The 17,317-nt window shown below is 38.3% G+C and carries 21 protein-coding genes; 16 read left to right on the top strand and 5 right to left on the bottom strand.

Features of this window, described 5'->3' with window-relative positions; genetic code table 11:
• Positions 1 to 15 precede the first annotated feature (15 nt).
• Genes hisB through mrdA form a run of 8 tightly spaced genes read left to right on the top strand, consistent with a single transcriptional unit; the run spans position 16 to position 5,495 of the window.
• Positions 16 to 588, top strand: coding sequence for an imidazoleglycerol-phosphate dehydratase HisB (gene hisB / locus PF327_RS09055; protein WP_289402240.1), 573 nt, complete (start codon positions 16 to 18; stop codon positions 586 to 588).
• Positions 585 to 1,082: a KdsC family phosphatase gene (locus PF327_RS09050; RefSeq protein ID WP_289402239.1), complete on the top strand. Its 498-nt coding sequence runs from the start codon at positions 585 to 587 to the stop codon at positions 1,080 to 1,082. Before hisB ends, PF327_RS09050 begins: the two co-directional genes overlap by 4 nt.
• Positions 1,073 to 1,585: an LPS export ABC transporter periplasmic protein LptC gene (lptC, locus tag PF327_RS09045; protein WP_289402238.1), complete on the top strand. Its 513-nt coding sequence runs from the start codon at positions 1,073 to 1,075 to the stop codon at positions 1,583 to 1,585. The genes PF327_RS09050 and lptC overlap by 10 nt, the downstream gene beginning before the upstream one ends.
• Positions 1,586 to 1,625: 40 nt before the next feature.
• A complete protein-coding gene (gene lptA, locus PF327_RS09040) occupies positions 1,626 to 2,087 on the top strand; it encodes a lipopolysaccharide transport periplasmic protein LptA (protein ID WP_289402237.1) in 462 nt (153 codons plus the stop codon).
• Positions 2,087 to 2,743 carry a ribosome biogenesis GTP-binding protein YihA/YsxC gene (gene yihA, locus PF327_RS09035; RefSeq protein WP_289402236.1) on the top strand — a complete coding sequence of 219 codons (657 nt, stop codon included), beginning with the start codon at positions 2,087 to 2,089 and terminating at the stop codon, positions 2,741 to 2,743. The genes lptA and yihA overlap by 1 nt, the downstream gene beginning before the upstream one ends.
• Positions 2,740 to 3,204 carry an N-acetyltransferase gene (locus PF327_RS09030; RefSeq protein WP_008243422.1) on the top strand — a complete coding sequence of 155 codons (465 nt, stop codon included), beginning with the start codon at positions 2,740 to 2,742 and terminating at the stop codon, positions 3,202 to 3,204. Before yihA ends, PF327_RS09030 begins: the two co-directional genes overlap by 4 nt.
• A gap of 12 nt (positions 3,205 to 3,216) precedes the next feature.
• On the top strand, positions 3,217 to 3,672 hold the full coding sequence (locus PF327_RS09025; protein ID WP_289402235.1) for a hypothetical protein: 456 nt from the start codon (positions 3,217 to 3,219) through the stop codon (positions 3,670 to 3,672).
• Positions 3,669 to 5,495 (top strand): penicillin-binding protein 2, encoded by a 1,827-nt coding sequence (gene mrdA, locus PF327_RS09020; protein ID WP_008243418.1) that lies wholly within the window; start codon positions 3,669 to 3,671, stop codon positions 5,493 to 5,495. Before PF327_RS09025 ends, mrdA begins: the two co-directional genes overlap by 4 nt.
• Before the next feature lie 4 nt (positions 5,496 to 5,499).
• Here mrdA and PF327_RS09015 read toward each other — a convergent pair whose 3' ends face one another.
• Together PF327_RS09015 and ybeY are read right to left on the bottom strand one after the other, a co-directional pair.
• Positions 5,500 to 6,432 carry a calcium/sodium antiporter gene (locus tag PF327_RS09015; protein WP_008243415.1) on the bottom strand — a complete coding sequence of 311 codons (933 nt, stop codon included), beginning with the start codon at positions 6,430 to 6,432 and terminating at the stop codon, positions 5,500 to 5,502.
• A 1-nt stretch (position 6,433) separates the two neighbouring features.
• Positions 6,434 to 6,874, bottom strand: a complete 441-nt coding sequence (ybeY, locus tag PF327_RS09010) for an rRNA maturation RNase YbeY (protein WP_289402232.1) — start codon at positions 6,872 to 6,874, stop codon at positions 6,434 to 6,436.
• Positions 6,875 to 7,032: 158 nt separating this feature from the next.
• On the opposite strand from ybeY, the gene queC reads away from it, so the two are divergent.
• The gene (gene queC, locus PF327_RS09005; protein ID WP_289402231.1) at positions 7,033 to 7,695 is read left to right on the top strand and encodes a 7-cyano-7-deazaguanine synthase QueC; all 663 of its coding nucleotides are present in this window, start codon (positions 7,033 to 7,035) and stop codon (positions 7,693 to 7,695) included.
• A gap of 7 nt (positions 7,696 to 7,702) precedes the next feature.
• Here the strand turns inward: queC and PF327_RS09000 are convergent, their stop codons facing one another.
• Positions 7,703 to 8,107, bottom strand: coding sequence for a hypothetical protein (locus tag PF327_RS09000; protein ID WP_008243411.1), 405 nt, complete (start codon positions 8,105 to 8,107; stop codon positions 7,703 to 7,705).
• Between the two features lie 88 nt (positions 8,108 to 8,195).
• Here PF327_RS09000 and PF327_RS08995 point away from each other — a divergent pair, with 88 nt between their 5' ends.
• Positions 8,196 to 9,242 (top strand): coproporphyrinogen III oxidase, encoded by a 1,047-nt coding sequence (locus PF327_RS08995; protein ID WP_289402230.1) that lies wholly within the window; start codon positions 8,196 to 8,198, stop codon positions 9,240 to 9,242.
• A gap of 9 nt (positions 9,243 to 9,251) precedes the next feature.
• Here the strand turns inward: PF327_RS08995 and PF327_RS08990 are convergent, their stop codons facing one another.
• On the bottom strand, positions 9,252 to 10,376 hold the full coding sequence (locus PF327_RS08990; RefSeq protein ID WP_289402229.1) for a S1C family serine protease: 1,125 nt from the start codon (positions 10,374 to 10,376) through the stop codon (positions 9,252 to 9,254).
• Between the two features lie 72 nt (positions 10,377 to 10,448).
• Positions 10,449 to 10,940, bottom strand: coding sequence for an asparaginase domain-containing protein (locus tag PF327_RS08985; protein WP_289402228.1), 492 nt, complete (start codon positions 10,938 to 10,940; stop codon positions 10,449 to 10,451).
• Between the two features lie 86 nt (positions 10,941 to 11,026).
• Between PF327_RS08985 and fabI the strand changes: the two genes are divergently transcribed.
• The 6 genes from fabI (at position 11,027) to PF327_RS08955 (ending at position 17,212) form a co-directional block, all read left to right on the top strand.
• Complete coding sequence (gene fabI / locus PF327_RS08980; protein WP_008243407.1) at positions 11,027 to 11,851, top strand: enoyl-ACP reductase FabI; 825 nt, start codon at positions 11,027 to 11,029, stop codon at positions 11,849 to 11,851.
• Positions 11,852 to 12,607: a 23S rRNA (guanosine(2251)-2'-O)-methyltransferase RlmB gene (gene rlmB, locus PF327_RS08975; protein ID WP_289402227.1), complete on the top strand. Its 756-nt coding sequence runs from the start codon at positions 11,852 to 11,854 to the stop codon at positions 12,605 to 12,607.
• A 100-nt stretch (positions 12,608 to 12,707) separates the two neighbouring features.
• A complete protein-coding gene (locus tag PF327_RS08970) occupies positions 12,708 to 14,021 on the top strand; it encodes a DUF2130 domain-containing protein (protein WP_289402226.1) in 1,314 nt (437 codons plus the stop codon).
• A gap of 608 nt (positions 14,022 to 14,629) precedes the next feature.
• Positions 14,630 to 15,760, top strand: coding sequence for a hypothetical protein (locus PF327_RS08965; protein ID WP_289402225.1), 1,131 nt, complete (start codon positions 14,630 to 14,632; stop codon positions 15,758 to 15,760).
• A 3-nt stretch (positions 15,761 to 15,763) separates the two neighbouring features.
• Positions 15,764 to 16,219 (top strand): hypothetical protein, encoded by a 456-nt coding sequence (locus PF327_RS08960; protein ID WP_289402224.1) that lies wholly within the window; start codon positions 15,764 to 15,766, stop codon positions 16,217 to 16,219.
• A 201-nt stretch (positions 16,220 to 16,420) separates the two neighbouring features.
• The gene (locus PF327_RS08955) at positions 16,421 to 17,212 is read left to right on the top strand and encodes a hypothetical protein (protein ID WP_289402223.1); all 792 of its coding nucleotides are present in this window, start codon (positions 16,421 to 16,423) and stop codon (positions 17,210 to 17,212) included.
• Positions 17,213 to 17,317 lie beyond the last annotated feature (105 nt).

Here is a 17,317-nt window from a genome sequence, read left to right as displayed (position 1 = left end):
AAAGTAGGAAGAAAGATGATAGAAGTAACAAGAGAAACCAAAGAGACACAAATTTCAGTCAAGCTCAACCTGTATGGTTCAGGAAAAGCCAAGATAAACACCGGTGTAGGATTTTATGATCATATGCTTGAAGCCTTCACTAAACATGCGCATATCGACATGGAAGTGACGTGTACAGGAGATACACATATTGATGATCACCATACGGTTGAGGATGTGGGTATCGTCATAGGTCAGGCACTTAAACAAGCTATCTATCCTGTACAGAGCATAGAACGTTTCGGTAATGCAACTGTCGTTATGGATGAAGCCAGTGTGACCTGTGATATCGATCTGTCAAATAGAGGGTATCTTGTATTTGAACTTCCTATCGGTGGTAAAGTAGGGAACTTTGATGTGGAGCTTGTAGAAGAGTTCTTTAAAGCCTTTGCCTTCAATCTTCCTTTGACACTTCACCTTATCTATAACCGTGGTAAAAACAAACACCACATCATAGAGGCTGCATTTAAAGCACTGGCTGTAGCGCTTCGCAGAGCGGTAACCGTGAATGAAAATGCCGGTATACCAAGTACAAAGGGTGTACTGTGAGTATTGAACTGGTTGTACTTGATGTAGACGGTACTATGACAGACAGTCATATCACGTATAGTGAACATGGTGATGAGATCAAGTCTTTTAACGTAAAAGATGGTTTGGCTATTGCTTCATGGAGAAGACTGGGAAAACAGGTGGCTATCATCACGGGAAGAACTTCAAGCATTGTTGCACGTCGTGCAAAAGAGCTGCATATAGAACATTTTTATCAGGGCATAGACAATAAAAAAGAAGTGTTGGAATCACTCTTGGAAAAGCTTGACCTCACTATGGACAATGTCGCAGCCATAGGAGATGACCTTAATGACCTACCCATGCTAAAAGCGGCTAAAATTTCATTCGTACCACGAGACGCAAGTGCTTATGTAGATAAGATCGCTAATGTAGTACTTTCCAAAAGAGGCGGAGATGGTGCAGTACGTGAAATGATAGAATACCTCATTGTTAAAGAAGGGCTTGAAAAGAAGTATCTGGAGCTATGGGAATAAAATTAGAATACATATTGACCATTATGATCATCGGGATCATATCCGGTGCTCTCATGTTAAAGTTACAAGATGCTCATGCACCAAGTAAAGCATTTACCAAAGAGCTTGAATTCATGGATACCACTTTGACGGAAGTAGATACGGAAACTATGAATAGTCGTATATATGGTACATATGGGGTGAGGGACAAGGGTGTATTGAAGGTAGAGAACATACGATATCTTGATGATCAGATAGAGTCACTTTCTGCGGACAAAGGTAAACTTGAGAATGACATACTTCAATTAGACGGTCATGTGGTCATGCAGGAGAAAGGTGGCTATAGGTATGAAACAGAACATGCTATCTATAATAAAAAGAGTGAAATATTACATATCACAGCACCTTTTACCGGTACCAGAGGAGAAAATATTATCAAAGGACAAAGTATGGAGTATGATACACGCCAAAAAAAGGCTACCGGTAAGACAGTGGATACAGTATTTTATACCCCTGACAAGTAATATCGTGCTACAATATTCAACCAGGTCACAAAGGGACACTATGCATTTTGTAAAAATAATACTTTTAGTGATGCTCACACAGACACTTTTTGCAGAAAGGGTAGAGATCACTTCTACATCTATGGAAGCAGAAGAGCTCAAGAAAGAAGTACACTTCATAGGTAATGCCAAAATAAAAAAAGGGGATGACTGGTTACATGCCGATAGAGTCATCGTCTACTTTGATGACAATAATGAAACAAAAAAATATGAAGCTATGGGATCAGTGAAATTTGAGTTTAAAAAGGATGAAAAACATTTTAAAGGAAGTGCAGATAAAGTGGAGTACAATACGGTTCAATCACTTTATGTATTGATCGGTAAAGCAATTTTGGATGATCTGGTCAAGAAAAGTCATCTCAATGGTGATAAGATCATTTTGGATATGTCTACCGGGAGTGTAGATGTGAAAGGTAACCGTAAAAAGCCTGCGAAGTTTATTTTTGATATGAAGGACGAATAGTGAGTACACCTCGAGTTGTAGAAGCAGCATTTATCAAGTCAGCACAGAGCATTGCAGACTCTTTACCTGAAGATATGAGTGAAGTGGTTTTTTTAGGACGTTCCAATGTAGGGAAAAGTTCTACACTGAATTCATTGACACAAAGAAAGAACCTGGCTAAAAGTTCAGCTACACCAGGGAAAACACAACTGATCAATTTTTTTGAAACGAGATATCTCTACAATGAAGAGAGTTACCCTGTACGTTTTGTAGATCTACCGGGATTTGGGTATGCAAAGGTTTCTAAGTCATTGAAAGAAGTGTGGCAGAAGAACCTTGTGGAATTTATTCAGCATCGTGTCTCTATTCGTCTTTTTATCCATCTTCGTGATGCCCGCCATCCACATGCCAAGATAGATGATGACGTAGAAGCGTATATCTCTGAATTTATTCGTCCTGATCAGAAGTACCTGACAGTGTTTACGAAGATCGATAAACTCAATCAAAAAGAAAGAGCAAAGCTCAAAAAAGACTTCCCCGGTTCTATCACACTTTCAAACCTGAAGAAGAATGGTCATGACAGAGTACATCAAATGATACTGGAAACGATTTTCGGTGTAGAGGATGGAACTAAAAGCAAAAGTGACAGCGTAGAAGAGAATGAGGAAAAAGAGTGATTGAACTTGTAAAAGCAAAACTGAGTGATATCCCTGCTATGCAGGCTTTAGTTGCCCCTGAAGTAAAAGATGGGATCATCCTGAATCGCACAGAAGATGAAGTCGCAACCAATATACGCTCCTATGTTTTGGCAAAAGACGGTGAGAAACTTGTGGGGTATACAGCCTTGCATATACACTCAAGAAGACTGGCTGAGATCAGAAGTCTTATCGTAGATGAAGCCTACCGTGGACAGAATGTAGGTCAGAGAATGGTACAGTTCACACTGGAAGAAGCGAAGAATATAGGTGTGGAAGAGGACGTACTTGTCTTAACGTACCTTCCTCAGTTCTTTCTAAAATTGAATTTTAAAGAAATCGATAAAGAGGTGATACCTGAACATAAGATCTGGGCGGATTGTATCAAGTGTATTCATTTCCCTATTTGTAACGAAGTAGCCTTGGTCTACAAATTAGCGTAATCTGGGTTTTTGATGGATCATGTAACAAAAGCGCAACATGGCCTTTTCTTTTGGGTATTTGCCGGTACATTCATCTTTTTTTATCCCATGCTTATCTCTATTTATGTTTTTTTACCCCTCTTGATAGGGGCCATGGGTTATATGTTGGTGCAGGGATCAGAGAGAGCAAAAGCACCCTTTATTTTACTTGCTATTGTCTATATGGTCAATTTGGAAGTCAATCTCTCTTTGCCGATCTTTCTTTCCGTGATCTCTTCATTATTGTTTTATTTACTTCTCTATCCCTCTTTAAAACATTTCCGAAGATGTATCATATGCAGAGCGCTGTTAAGTGTAGTTTTTTTAGATCTTATGTATTTGGGATGCCTGTTTGCTTATGATTTTATCTTTCAGACCCAGAGTATTATCCTGGATGAGATCCTGCTTTATACCCTTATCGTAGATATGTTAGTTGTGGTGATCCTATGAGATACAAGTTTATCGTATTGGTCTTCCTTATTTTTTGGGCTGTCATGATCACAAGACTCTATCATGTTAGTATCAAATCCAATTTTTACTATGAGGGATTGGCAAAAGAGAATATAGAACGAAAACAGTTTATTAAACCCGTAAGAGGTGAGATAACAGATGCTCGTGGAAACCTGTTGGCCATGAACCAGATCGGTTTTTCACTCTCTATTGCACCACACTTGAAAGTAAAGAACCATCAGTTGGAAAATGTCATTGAAAAACTAATTGAAACATTTCCCGATCTCAATAAAACAGTGATGTTGAAAGTCTATAAAAAGCACAATTCACCTTACAATCACAAATATATAAAGGTTGTAGATTTTATACATTACGCAGATATGATGGGGGCTTATCCAAAATTAAGTCTCATAGAGAACATTAAAATCGAAGCGGAGACAAAACGTTATTATCCTTATGGAAAGTATGCTGCACATATCGTCGGATACACTGGAAGGTCCAATAAAAAAGAAAATGAAAAAGACCCTGTTGTCAATGAGGTTGGTAAAACAGGAAAAAGTGGTCTGGAGCGCTATTATAATAAAGTTCTGGAAGGTGAACTGGGTTATGAGATCAGTAAGGTCACGGCAACGAATAAAGCCATAGAGGTACTTGAAAAAGAACTTCCTAAAGACAATAAAAATATACAACTCAATATAGATATAGAGCTCCAGAAGATGATCTATGAGCGTTTTGGAGAGGATACAGGAGTGGCAGTTGTCATGCGTACCAATGGTGAGGTCTTAGCAGCAGTGAGTTACCCTTCTTATGATCCTAATCTTTTTGTTGGAGGCATCAGCTCTAAGGAGTGGAAAGCCCTGCAGGATAATATTGATCATCCTTTTACCAACAAATTTATCCATGGAACCTATCCTCCGGGCTCAACGATAAAAATGGGTATGGCCTTGGCATTCTCTAAAGCATTGCCTAATTCTCTTGGGGCACCCGAGTATTGTAATGGGCATATCACACTGGGTAGCAGTAAACATAAGTTCAGATGTTGGTCACGGTGGGGACATGGAAAGGTTGATCTTAGAAAAGCGATACGAGAGAGTTGTGATGTCTACTTTTACAACAAAAGTTTAAAAGTTGGTATCGATGCGATGGCAGAAAACCTTCGTACTTTTGGTCTGGGTGTACAAACAGGCGTGGATCTGCCACGTGAATATGCAGGTGTGATGCCAGATAAGGCATGGAAGATGAAACGTTATAAACAGCCATGGTATATGGGTGAGACAGTCATCGCAGCGATAGGTCAAGGATATGACCTCGTCACACCTTTACAAGTAGCACGTTATACTGGCTTGATCGCTACTGCATCCCTAGCTAAGCCATTGATTGCAAGGGAAGTGGATGGGAAGAAAATTGAGCCTGAAATAAAGCCTTTGAGTTTTAATACGTATTATTTGAATGAGATTAGAAAAGGGATGTATGATGTATGTAATGTAAGAAGCGGAACGGCATATAGAACCATGAGTAAACTGCCTATTGTTGTTGCCGGTAAAACTGGTACTTCACAAGTCACTTCTATCCCTCAATCCACGCAAGTACGTTTAAAAGAGGAAGAGCTGGCCTATTATCACCGTTCCCATGCCTGGATCACTACGTATGCTCCGTATGAAGATCCTAAATACATTGTCACAGTACTGGTTGAACATGGAGGTCATGGTGGTAGTACGGCTGGTCCTATCACCGCAGATATCTATAAATGGCTCTACAGAGAAGGCTACTTCTCTGCTGCCGAAGGACCTAACGGAGATGTAGATAACAACAGCTTAAGATAATTTGTTACATATTTTGTAGCGTATTATTTAAAAAGAGTCCTAAGATAATGATGAGGCTGATGCCTGCTGATTTGTTGTAGAGTTTGTTGGCTGTAATAAATACAAGAAGTAGTGTTGCGACGATCATAGTAGAAATATCAAAGATATAGGCAGGTGCATTGATACCCATAGGTTTTGTCAAGGCTGCTGCACCAAGAACCACGGTCGTATTTGCCATATTTGAACCGATGATATTTCCTATAGCCATATCCACTTTACCTTTCACCGCTGCAGAGATACTTACAACCAATTCCGGTAGTGATGTCCCCAGTGAAACCATAATGATACCTATGATCCACTCTGAGATCCCAAAGCTTTTAGCGATGTCTGAAGCACTTTCTACGGTAAAATGTGCACCAATGATCACAAGTACAAATCCGCCAAAGAGTATACTTATACTCTTTGGCCAGGAGAACGAAACTATATCAAGATCATCTAAATCCTCTTCAGGAATATTTTTGGCATCTTGAAGCAAAAAGACAAGGTATGCACCCATTAAAAGTAACAAAAGTGACGCATCAAACCTTGTGATCACACCATCCAGTATCATCAATATAAAGACCAGTACCGGTACCAGTGCCCAGGTGCTGTCTTTGGCAAAAAAGTCTCTGCTTGGGTTGATCTTTGTGGCTATAAGAAAAACAGCTGCGAGTACAAGGGTGATATTCAGTACATTACTTCCTATGACATTGGCTATGGCTATATCCGGTTTATTACTTACACTGGCAGCGATACTCGCTGCCATCTCAGGTAAAGAAGTACCAAGGGCAATGAGCGTTGCACCGATAATAAATTCTGGAATGTTGAACTTTAAAGCGATACGTTCACTTTGGTTTATAATGAGGTCAGCACCCCAGATCAATACACCCATGGCAATAACAAAAATTACAAAACTCAACTTAAGACTCCTCTGTTCTTACGATTAGACTGTTAGGCAGATCAAATTCCTCTATGATCTCTTTCTCTCTTATCCTCATTTCACCTTCATCCTTTTCATGGTCAAAGCCCAGAAGATGCAGCATGCCATGAATGAACAAAAGTGAGAGTTCATCTTGAACTGTATGTCCGAATTCTACAGCCTTTTCTTTTACAAAAGACTCTGCAATAATGATAGAGCCTAAGGGCATTCCAAAGATTGATTGCTCTGTAAAAGGTGTCTCCATAGGAAATGAGAGTACATCTGTTACCTTGTTCTTACCTCTATGCTCTGCATTGAGTTCCTGCATGGTCTTATCATCAGTAATGATCAGCTCTACTTCTTTGGTAGAAAGCGTATCTGCAATCTTCTCTAAAGCTTCCAGATCCACTGCCAGTGATGTTTGATTATCTAAGTCTATCATGCAGGAAGTTTACCCAAATCTTGGTAAAATGGCAGTAAATCTTAAAATAGTTATAAATATTTTTGAGCCAATGGCTATGCTCTTTAGTGAAAGGCACCAAGGGTATTCCCTTAGGTCAATTTTCACGGGGCTTAGCTCTGTGAAAAGGAGACATGTTTATGAAAAAAGCAGTATGTATTATTTCCGGAGGTATGGACAGTACATTGAGTGCTAAAATAGCGCAAAATGAAGGGTATGAAATTATCGCTTTGCATTTTAACTACGGACAGCGTACACAGGATAAAGAACTTGAATGTTTCCGGAAGATCGCATCGGCAGTTGATGCCTCTGAAACGTATGAGATCGATCTGCCTTTTTTTGAGCAGATCGGTGCATCTGCCTTGACAGATCAAAGCATTGATGTACCGACGGGAGGGTTAGAAAAGGGTGTACCGGTGACCTATGTGCCTTTTCGAAATGGTATCTTTCTCTCCATTGCTGCTGCAGTGGCTGAGAAACATGGTGCGCAGGCACTTTTTATCGGTGTGGTAGAAGAAGACAGTTCAGGATACCCTGACTGTCGTGAGAGTTATATCAAACAGATGCAAAAAGCGATCAACCTGGGTACAAAAGATGAAACAGATCTGGAGATACGAATGCCATTGGTGGATTTGAAAAAAAGCGAGATCGTTCAAAAGTCTTTAGAGCTTCATGTCCCATTGAAAGATACATGGAGTTGTTATAAATCAGAAGAGAAGGCTTGCGGTGTGTGTGACAGCTGTCGATTGAGATTAAAAGGATTTGAAGAAGCGGGAAGTGTAGACCCGATTCTTTATGCGTAGCAGAGGTTTATTCAAAGGTAAACCCTCTGACAATAAAATTCAGTTCATATCCATGGTCCGGATATCTTTTTAGTCCCTCTGCAATAAATTGATGTCTAGTGATCTGTCTATCCCATAGACGGTAGGTCAATTTTTTAAACCACTCTTTTTTTTCATTTGTATTGAGCGAAAGTCGCTTATAATTAGGATCATCTTGGATACCTGAGGCTATTTTTCTCATGGTGTTTTCATACGCCTCTTTCTTTTCAGGAGTGGGCTCTTCATAATCATACTGTGTCTTTGGTGTTTGAATCTGTTGTGTCGGTTGGGTTGTTTGAGTTGGTTTCTTTGGTTCTATGAGATGACCTATAGAACTTGTACACCCAGAGAATCCAAATGCAGCCAATATCGTTAATAAAAAATGTCGTTTCATTGTGCCCTTTCTTGTAAATTATTATGTGGGTATTGTAACGAAATGAAATAAAAATTACTATGATATAATGCCATAAAAAATAAAGGAAATGACCATGATAATCCGTGCAAAATCACCTCAAGCAAAAGAAGCATACAGTCTTGTAGACGGATTGCAGGCTTATTTCGTCTCAAAATTGAACGCTGTTGCGTTACAGTTTGGAAAAGGCAGGTCATGTGAAGCTGTCACATGGGAACGTGACGGCGGAGAACACGGTGGCGGTGTAAGATATGAAGCCAGAGACACCGTTGTCTATGACAGAGGTTCGGTCAATATTTCCCAAGTACATTATGATGACGATGAGAGTAAAAAGTTAGGTTCAGCCACTGCTATCTCTACGATCATTCACCCGCGTAATCCCCATGCCCCTTCTATGCATATGCATATCTCTTGGACACAGATGAAAGATGGAGAAGGGTATTGGCGTGTCATGGCGGATCTCAACCCTTCGCTTCTAGGTGAATCGGATGCAGATAAAAAGCATTTTTCCCAAACACTTAAAAACGTTATAGGTGCATTGTATGAAGAGGGTGCCGCACAGGGTGACAGATATTTTTATATCCCGGTACTGGGACGACATCGCGGTGTAAGCCATTTTTATCTTGAAGGTTACAATAGCGGAAACTTTGAAGAAGACAAAGCGTTTGTCCTGAAAGTAGGTGAAAGAGTGATAGAGACATATATTGACATTATTTCGAAAAAACTCATGGAGTATCCTACATTTACAGAGGAAGAGAAAGAAGAACAACTGGCGTATCATACACTCTATCTTTTCCAGGTACTTACACTGGATAGAGGCACCACATCTGGTCTGTTGGTACATGATCAGAATGATGTAGGTATCATGGGTTCCATCCCTTCTCATGTGAACAGGGATCTCTTGGCTTCATGGGTACAAAAAATGCCTCAGCCTCAAGATCTCTTGGTTCAAGCATTACTGAAAGCTTTACCTGATGAGATGCCGACACCTGTAGAAGAAAACACCAAAAAAGCATTAGCATATGCTGTACGACAGCACTACAGAAAATATCCCGAAGCACTCAGTATGCAGGCCAGTGGAGATATCATTCCTCCAACCGTGGATAACCATCGTTAAGGAAAACAGTTATTCCAATGTAAGAGATACTTCTCTTACTTGACCCTTTCTAAAAATTTTTACCTGTACTGTATCACCGATATCATATCTCTCCAGTGTAGAGAGAAGCATTTGGGTAGTCTCTATCTGATGTTGGTCTATCCCGACGATTATATCTCCAGAGATGAGTGTATTATTTTGTATAGTAACCCCTCTAAGGCCTGATCTCTTTGCCGCTGAATTTGGCTGAACTTCTATGACTGCAACACCAGAAATGTCCAGCTCTTTGGTGATCTTTTTATTCAGGTTTTCATTTATGGTGATGCCCAGTTTTGGTCTTTGGTAGTGACCCTCTTTAATGATCCGTGGTACGATACGGTTCACGGTATCCACAGGTACGGCAAAACCAATACCTGAATAGGTGCCTGAAGGACTGTAGAGCGCCGTATTGATACCGATCAATCTACCGGCACTATCCAGTAGAGGTCCGCCGGAATTTCCCGGATTAATAGCTGCATCTGTTTGAATCAGTCCCTCAATGGTCGAACCATTGTTATTGACCAGAGTGCGATTGAGTGCAGAGACTACACCAGTGGTGAGTGTATGATCAAGACCAAATGGATTCCCTATAGCATACGTCATCTGTCCGACCTGCAGGTCATGACTTGTACCGATAGAAAGAGGGTTTGGCATATTGGGTATCATAGGTATACGTAAAACCGCCAGATCATGTTCCGGACTTGCTCCGATGAGCGTGGCATTAAAGGTACGCTGGTCACTGAGCCGTATTTTTACCGCGGAAGCACCTTGCAAGGCATGATAATTGGTAATGATGTGTCCCTGCCTGTCCCATATAAAACCTGATCCTGTACCTCGAGGTATACGGGTAATGTCACGCGTCCAAAGATTGAGCGTATCTTCAAGTGTTGTGATGTAAACCACGGAAGGACTGCTTTGTTGAAAGATCTCTATATTGGTTTTTTCGCTAGCTGAAAGTGATCCTCTAGCGGTGATGGATCTTGGTTCTGACTGTAGGGATGCCCATATATTTTCAATACTTGGCAGGAATAAAAAAAGGGCGAACAAAGTGATCAGGATCAAAAGTAAAATACGTATGCTTCGCAGGAGTGAAACACCATTAAAATCTTTTTCCATAATATTGAACCTTATGTATTTTATTTCAGCATAGCAGTTTAAATTTAACAAAGGTTAAACAGTATGCGATGGTTAAAGTGTTGTAAATTTTCCTTTGAACCTGTCTTTCTTTATCTGGTCATAGGTTCCCATCATGCCGTTCATAGCAATGAAAACACCTTCTTTATTTAAGGCATTGAGATATCCATAGGCAGAACAGAGGTTGGCAGTGGCTTCTACCGGGTCCACACTGTAGGGAACCATAGCACCTGTAAGGACGATACATTTTTCGATATCTGCATCCGCGAGATACTCAGCTGTTACATCCATGGTATCTGTACCATGTACGATCAGTATATGATGGTACTCAGATTGATTGATCGTCGCCAGAAGTTCCAGTCTGTCATGATTGGTCATGTCAAGACTGTCTTTGCCTATGAGGTTCATTATTTCAAATTCACACAGCCATTTTTTTGCGATCTCATTCAAGGCTTGTGACTCTACATCTATGATAAATTCACCCTTGATCGGGTCATAAATCTTGTTAAATGTGCCACCTGTACTCATAATAAGTATCTTTTTCATCTATTTCCTTGATTTATGATAAATATAGTTTTAGATTTTACCATTATTGCGTTAAAATTATCGCATTAATTTCTATGGAGCATTATATGATAATGAAGGGTAAAAAAGGTGTTATTTTAGGCATCGCTAACAAAAAGTCTATTGCATACGGTATTGCAAAATCTTGTCAGGAGCAGGGTGCAGAGATGGCCATTACTTTCTTGAATGAAAGATTTGAGCAAAAACTGGCTCCTATCGCAGAAGATCTAGGGTGCGGGGCAAGATTGTACCCTTGTGATGTAAGCAAACCAGAAGAGATCAAAGCACTCAAAGAGTCTCTTGAAAAAGATTTTGGTAAGATCGATTTTATCGTGCACTCAATCGCATTTGCACCTAAAGAGGGACTAAGCGGACGTTTCTATGATATCTCTAAAGAAGCTTTTGATGTGGCGATGGACATTTCTGTCTATTCACTCATCGAAATTACACGTGAGTTAAAGCCGATCCTTTCTGATAACTCTTCGGTATTGACACTCAGCTACTACGGTGGGGTTAAATACATCCCTAACTATAACCTTATGGGTGTGGCTAAAGCAGCATTGGAGATGACGACAAAGTATCTTGCAGAAGATCTTGGTAAAGATGGTATCCGTGTGAATGCCATCTCAGCAGGACCTATCAAGACCCTTGCAGCAGCAGGGATAGGTGATTTCTCATTTATGCTCAAGTGGAATCAGCACCACTCACCACTTAAACAAAATGTGACTATCGATCAGGTAGGAAACTCTGGTATGTACCTGCTTTCAGACCTCAGTTCCGGTGTCACAGGTGAGATCCATTATGTGGATGCAGGGTTTAACATCATGGGGATGCCTGCTGTTGAATTTGATACGAACGGAAAGCCTAAGATCGCTTGGGACGGAAACGCTTAATTGAAAGATTCTCCAGAATATTTGGCAAAGAAGTCTTTTTTTGACAAAGTGCTAACCATCTACGGACGTAATGCCGTGATGGAAGCACTGGAAGATGATGCTGTCACAATTCACAAACTCCACTTCTCAAAATCTAACAAAGATGCCACTGTTTTGGAACAGATGAAAGAGATCGCTCAAAGAAGAGGTATCGAAGTAGCCTATCACGATAAGCAGGCACTATCACGTATCTCTAAAAATGCCAAACAGGACCAAGGTGTAGCCCTTGATATCGTACTTGAACATTTCGGTGATGAAGAGAGCTTCCTGGATGCCCATAATACGTATCGTATCATTGCACTCGATGGCATAACAAACCCCCAGAACCTGGGCATGATCATTCGTTCTTGCGCAGCAGGTAATGTAGATGCCATCTTGCTTCCTACCAAAGGAGCGGCACAGATATCACCTTTGGTGATCAAAGCTAGTGTGGGAACACTCTTTAAAATGCCTATCATCAAAACGACCGATCTTGAAAAGACGCTTGAGTCTTTTCAAAGCAAAGGTGCATCTCTTTATACACTCTCATCGCATGCATCAAACTCTTATAAAGAGCAGAGCTACAGCAACAAGACCATCTTTGTGCTTGGTAACGAGAGTGAAGGTGTCAGCAAGCGTGTAGAAGATCTGTGTGATAAAAGCATAGCCATACCTATGCAGCGTGGTGTTGAGTCTCTTAATGTCGCAGTAACCGCTTCTCTGCTTGCATTTTTATAATTTTTTACATTGATAAAACAAAGCATGTCAATTTGACATATTTAGACTACTCTAGATACTTTTCTGATATGATTATAGGAATTAGAATTTAGGAAGTGTTATGTCTACGCAAAACAGTATAAAGTGTCCCAACTGCGGAACCAAAATTGATATTGATGAGATATTTTACCATCAGATAGAAGAGAAGTTCAAACAACAGCATTTAGCAGACCAGAAAAAGCTTCAACATGAAATCGAAGCCAAACGTAAAGAGTACAAAGCTCATCTTGATATGCTTAAATCGAAAGAAGATGCGCTTAAAGAAGAGAAAGAGAAGTTTGATGAAGAACTGCAAAAAGCAACGAAAGAACAGCTCAAAATTGAACGTACAAAGCTCATGGATGAACTTAAACGTGAACTGGTAGAGGAACAGCGTGAGTCAGTAGCACTACTGCAAAAAGAGCTTGAAGAGAAATCTAAGCAAGTCCAAGAACTCAATGCTTCAAAAGCAATGATAGAAAAACTTAAACGTGAAAAAGATGAGATCGCATCGGTGGCAAAGGTCGAGGCTCAGAAGGCTTTAAGTGAAGAATTAAAGCTTGAAAAAGAGAAGTTGGCAAAACAGGCAATGGAAATGAAAGAGCTGGCCCTCAAAGAAGCAAAAGAGGCAAGTGAGCTTGAGTTAAAAGCCAAAGATGAGAAGATAGCACAGATGGCAAAGAGTATTGAAGATGCCAAAAGAAAATCCGAGCAGGGATCGATGCAGATACAAGGAGAGGCATTGGAACTTCTTATTGAGTCCTGGCTCTCTTCCCAGTTTCCTTTTGATACGGTAGATGAGGTAAAAAAAGGCGCCTTTGGTGCAGACTGTATACAGACCATACACACCAGGGAATTGCAAAACTGTGGGACCATCTGTTATGAGAGTAAAAATACCAAAGCATGGAGTGATACTTGGGTCAGTAAGCTTAAGCAGGATATGCTCAAGGTCAATGCAGACCTGGGCGTTCTTGTGACATCGGTTTATCCTAATGGAATGGATAGGATGGGCTTTGTGGATGGTATCTGGGTGTGCAGTCTTGATGAATTTAAAGGTTCAGCATCCCTTCTGCGGGAAAGCCTGATACGTGTACATTTGAGCGTACAAAAAGAGGAGAATAAAAGTGATAAGATGACGCTCCTCTACAACTACTTGACGGGTAACGAATTTAGTATGCAACTTAAAGCTATCGTAGATGGATTTATGTCGATGCAACAAGAACTGGATAAGGAACGCCGCTCTCTTATGGCAAGCTGGAAACGCCGTCAGAAACTTATAGACGGTGTCCTTCAGAACACTACAGAGATGTATGGTTCACTACAGGGGATTGCTGGGGCCGGAGCGCTGGGAAATATTGAGGCATTGGAGTTACCTGAAGAGATTGAGAATGAATAAAAATAGTATCATTTGAGATTATGGGAGCGTTCCATACCATCAAAGAACACTATAGACAGATATTTTTGATCTCTCATGAGAGTGAGATCAAGGAGATGTTTGAGAGGCTTATGGAACTGTAAGTTCCAATTAAAAACACATAAATTCAATGAAATAAGCTACAAGTTTTTAAATTCATTTGGGTTTATGTTTTCATGATAAAACCTTNCAGATATTTTTGATCTCTCATGAGAGTGAGATCAAGGAGATGTTTGAGAGGCTTATGGAACTGTAAGTTCCAATTAAAAACACATAAATTCAATGAAATAAGCTACAAGTTTTTAAATTCATTTGGGTTTATGTTTTCATGATAAAACCTTCTATATAGAACATTTTATAAGGTTTTCTCACGAAGAGAATAGATTTATGGCTCACAAACGTCGCTATAGTGGATAACCTTATAAAATATGTTAGATTATAAGGTTTTGCCGGAGCTATATAAAATTTCACTACAAACCGCTATAAAAGCATATATAATTTGGTGATACATTTTAATTAATTTTCTATATGCAAATAATCCATTTTTCTTTTTGTTATAATTGTTCGGAGAAAAGAAGGGGAAAAATAACATGGGAATGATATTAGGGTTTTTTTTACTAATTTATATTTTAGTAGCTATAGGAATCTATAAACTCACTAAACGTTTCAGTCAAAGAAAATGGGTACACCATATAATTTTGGCTATCTTGATATTAATACCCACCTACGACATCATTATTACAAACCTTCTCGGGGCTTACTACTGCGTAAGTTCTCCGCATCCTAAAACATATATTATGGAAAAAGTGGAGTATCCAAAAAGTATTTATTGGGAGGACAATGTCTATCCAGGATTTAGTGAAGAGGATAGAAAACTGATGATAACTAATTATCTTGATGGTGTGTATTTAAAGACAATGGCTTTAAACGGGAATGATGGAAAAGTGTATGTATATGAATGTAGTAAAGATAGCAAGCTTTATGCTCAGTACATGCAAGAAAAAAAAATACAAAATGAACAAAAAAAATCACTTAAAAAAGAGCTAACTGATTTAAGTAATCAGATAAGTGACTTGGTAATAGGAGAAAAGATCTACACCTACACAAAAGAGGAGTTTGAACAATTATCAAAAGAAAGACAAGAGAAGATGCTTCATCTTTATAGTGTATGGCTAAAAAAAGAGCATAGAGATAAGCTTAAACAGATGATTTATTATAAGTACATTATAAATACACCAAAAATTCAAAGTTTAATAGATAAAAAGGAGCAATTATTACTGAGAATAAGAGACTTAGAGTCAAATAGACTCTACAATAAATACTTTCCAAACTTTACACAACAGTGTATACAAAATGAACAAATCTATCTTAAAAAAAGTATGCCGAAGATGAATTATACGGTTAGATTTAATGAGGTTAAACTTAATGCATTGGCACAGAAGTTTCTTTACTCGGATGAGACAAAAGTTATTGACAATAACATAGGAAAAATTATTGCGTATAACAGAAGGTATATGCCTTTCTTTTACAACATTGCTCCTGATCTTGCGTTGGGGAATAGATACTTTAGTTCTTGGGCTTGGGAGATATGTAAACAAAAATATGAAAATATAGCTGAAAAATCATTTCCTTACTTAAAATATCATTATTACATAACCAAAGTTCCGACCTTAAATGAAAAACTTTACAATAAATACATAAAAAAAAGGGATGGGGAATAAACTTTGAATTTTAAACTAAATGAACGTTTTTTTACTATCCTTGTTGTTTTTCTAGGAATTTGCACAGCAATTGTTATCACACCTCATAATAAGTTTTTTTTATCGAATTTTTTATATTATTGGGGGCCACAGGGAATTATTCTTTGTATATTATATTTTGTAAGAATAAATTTAGGTGTTATTATTGGATCCTCTCTCATTATGACCTTACATCTAGTTGCTTATGATATTTGGATTTCAAGACCATCTGATGCAATGGCATGGCTTGGATACTTCTTTTCAATTCCTGGTACATTAGTTGGAGCTTTGGTTTTTGGTTTGTTTATAAAAAAATATCCTTATAAATCTAGTCTATTCATCAGCCTTGGGGGTGCGTTTAGTACATTTGTAGGTATTGGAGTGATTCAATTATACTTGTGTTGTACTTTGTTATATTGTGGATTTAAGTGTTTGGGATAGTGAAGTAAACGAATTTGTCAGGGTAAAACTATCTAAATATATGACAGAATAGTGCTAAATAGAAAACCTTATAAAATATATAACTTTATAAGAACTTCTCCAACATAAAAAATTATGTTAGATTATAAGATTTTAACTTTCTGTGTAATAAATTTTTCTTTTGTTATAATCCTTCAGACTAAAAGGGGAAGGAAAGAAGATTTGATAGAAAGCAGAAATAAAAAACGGGACTATGATAAGGATCCAATAACGATAAAAGATTATGGAGCTTATTTTCAATTATCTTTACTTATGTTAATTTTTTTAGTTGTCGTAGTTTTATGGGTGATGGATATTCAAAATGGGGAACTAGAAAAAATAAACTACGGAAGTTTTGAATTTTTTCGTAAAGTAATTGTAGCTGTTCTTATGCTATGGTTTGTTTATTTTTTATATAAGCTTCCTAAATATTTTCAAAAGAAACCGAGTCATTTTAAATTTTATAATCAAAAATTTCAATATATAGAGTATTTTTATGACAAAGAAGGTATTAAAACCGAATTTGATCTCTCAACTGATTCAATAGAGCGTATCTCATTTTGCGTTATCGCTGAGTTGCAGGATAGATATGCTAGATTGCATTATCTCTCATCATGGCAACTCTATCGTAAGTCTTCTATCGGAGTACATATTGGAAAGGCAACTATTTTTATTCGTTACTTTTTAACGTATCTTATTTTTGTATTGCCATATAAAGTATTCCGTTTATACAGATCAGGTGAACCTTTTTCACTTTTAAGAAAGAATTTGTTTATTCAATTTAAAAACCGAAACTACCTTTTAATAAACATTTATTCTCAAAAAGAATTAGATGAACTTTTAGAATACTTTCAAATACACAATATTCCTGTAAATGAAAAAACTTACTTTATTCCTCACTTGCAAAATCAAGGCTGGTTTGTAGATAAAGAGGAGGTATGGACAAATGAATTTAATACTCAAAAGAGTATATAGTTATACTTCAATAAAAGGGACAGAGGATATTTTGTTCCAGTTATATTCAAAAGTAAGAAAGTAAGAAAATGGAAATTATATTAACAATTAAATATGATTTATTAG

Source organism: Sulfurovum xiamenensis (assembly GCF_030347995.1).
GTDB classification, from domain to species: Bacteria; Campylobacterota; Campylobacteria; order Campylobacterales; family Sulfurovaceae; genus Sulfurovum; species Sulfurovum xiamenensis.
Note: the sequence above shows the minus strand (reverse complement) of the source record. Positions and strands in the feature narration are given on the sequence as shown.

Excerpts from the sequence above, each read along its gene's own strand:
- fabI (WP_008243407.1), top strand. The coding sequence starts at position 11,027 with ATGATAATGAAGGGTAAAAAAGGTGTTATTTTAGGCATCGCTAACAAA.
- lptC (WP_289402238.1), top strand. The coding sequence starts at position 1,073 with ATGGGAATAAAATTAGAATACATATTGACCATTATGATCATCGGGATC.
- PF327_RS08990 (WP_289402229.1), bottom strand. The coding sequence starts at position 10,376 with ATGGAAAAAGATTTTAATGGTGTTTCACTCCTGCGAAGCATACGTATT.
- ybeY (WP_289402232.1), bottom strand. The coding sequence starts at position 6,874 with ATGATAGACTTAGATAATCAAACATCACTGGCAGTGGATCTGGAAGCT.
- PF327_RS08985 (WP_289402228.1), bottom strand. The coding sequence starts at position 10,940 with ATGAAAAAGATACTTATTATGAGTACAGGTGGCACATTTAACAAGATT.
- PF327_RS09000 (WP_008243411.1), bottom strand. The coding sequence starts at position 8,107 with ATGAAACGACATTTTTTATTAACGATATTGGCTGCATTTGGATTCTCT.
- PF327_RS09025 (WP_289402235.1), top strand. The coding sequence starts at position 3,217 with ATGGATCATGTAACAAAAGCGCAACATGGCCTTTTCTTTTGGGTATTT.
- queC (WP_289402231.1), top strand. The coding sequence starts at position 7,033 with ATGAAAAAAGCAGTATGTATTATTTCCGGAGGTATGGACAGTACATTG.
- lptA (WP_289402237.1), top strand. The coding sequence starts at position 1,626 with ATGCATTTTGTAAAAATAATACTTTTAGTGATGCTCACACAGACACTT.
- mrdA (WP_008243418.1), top strand. The coding sequence starts at position 3,669 with ATGAGATACAAGTTTATCGTATTGGTCTTCCTTATTTTTTGGGCTGTC.
- PF327_RS08965 (WP_289402225.1), top strand. The coding sequence starts at position 14,630 with ATGGGAATGATATTAGGGTTTTTTTTACTAATTTATATTTTAGTAGCT.
- hisB (WP_289402240.1), top strand. The coding sequence starts at position 16 with ATGATAGAAGTAACAAGAGAAACCAAAGAGACACAAATTTCAGTCAAG.
- PF327_RS08970 (WP_289402226.1), top strand. The coding sequence starts at position 12,708 with ATGTCTACGCAAAACAGTATAAAGTGTCCCAACTGCGGAACCAAAATT.
- PF327_RS08995 (WP_289402230.1), top strand. The coding sequence starts at position 8,196 with ATGACCATGATAATCCGTGCAAAATCACCTCAAGCAAAAGAAGCATAC.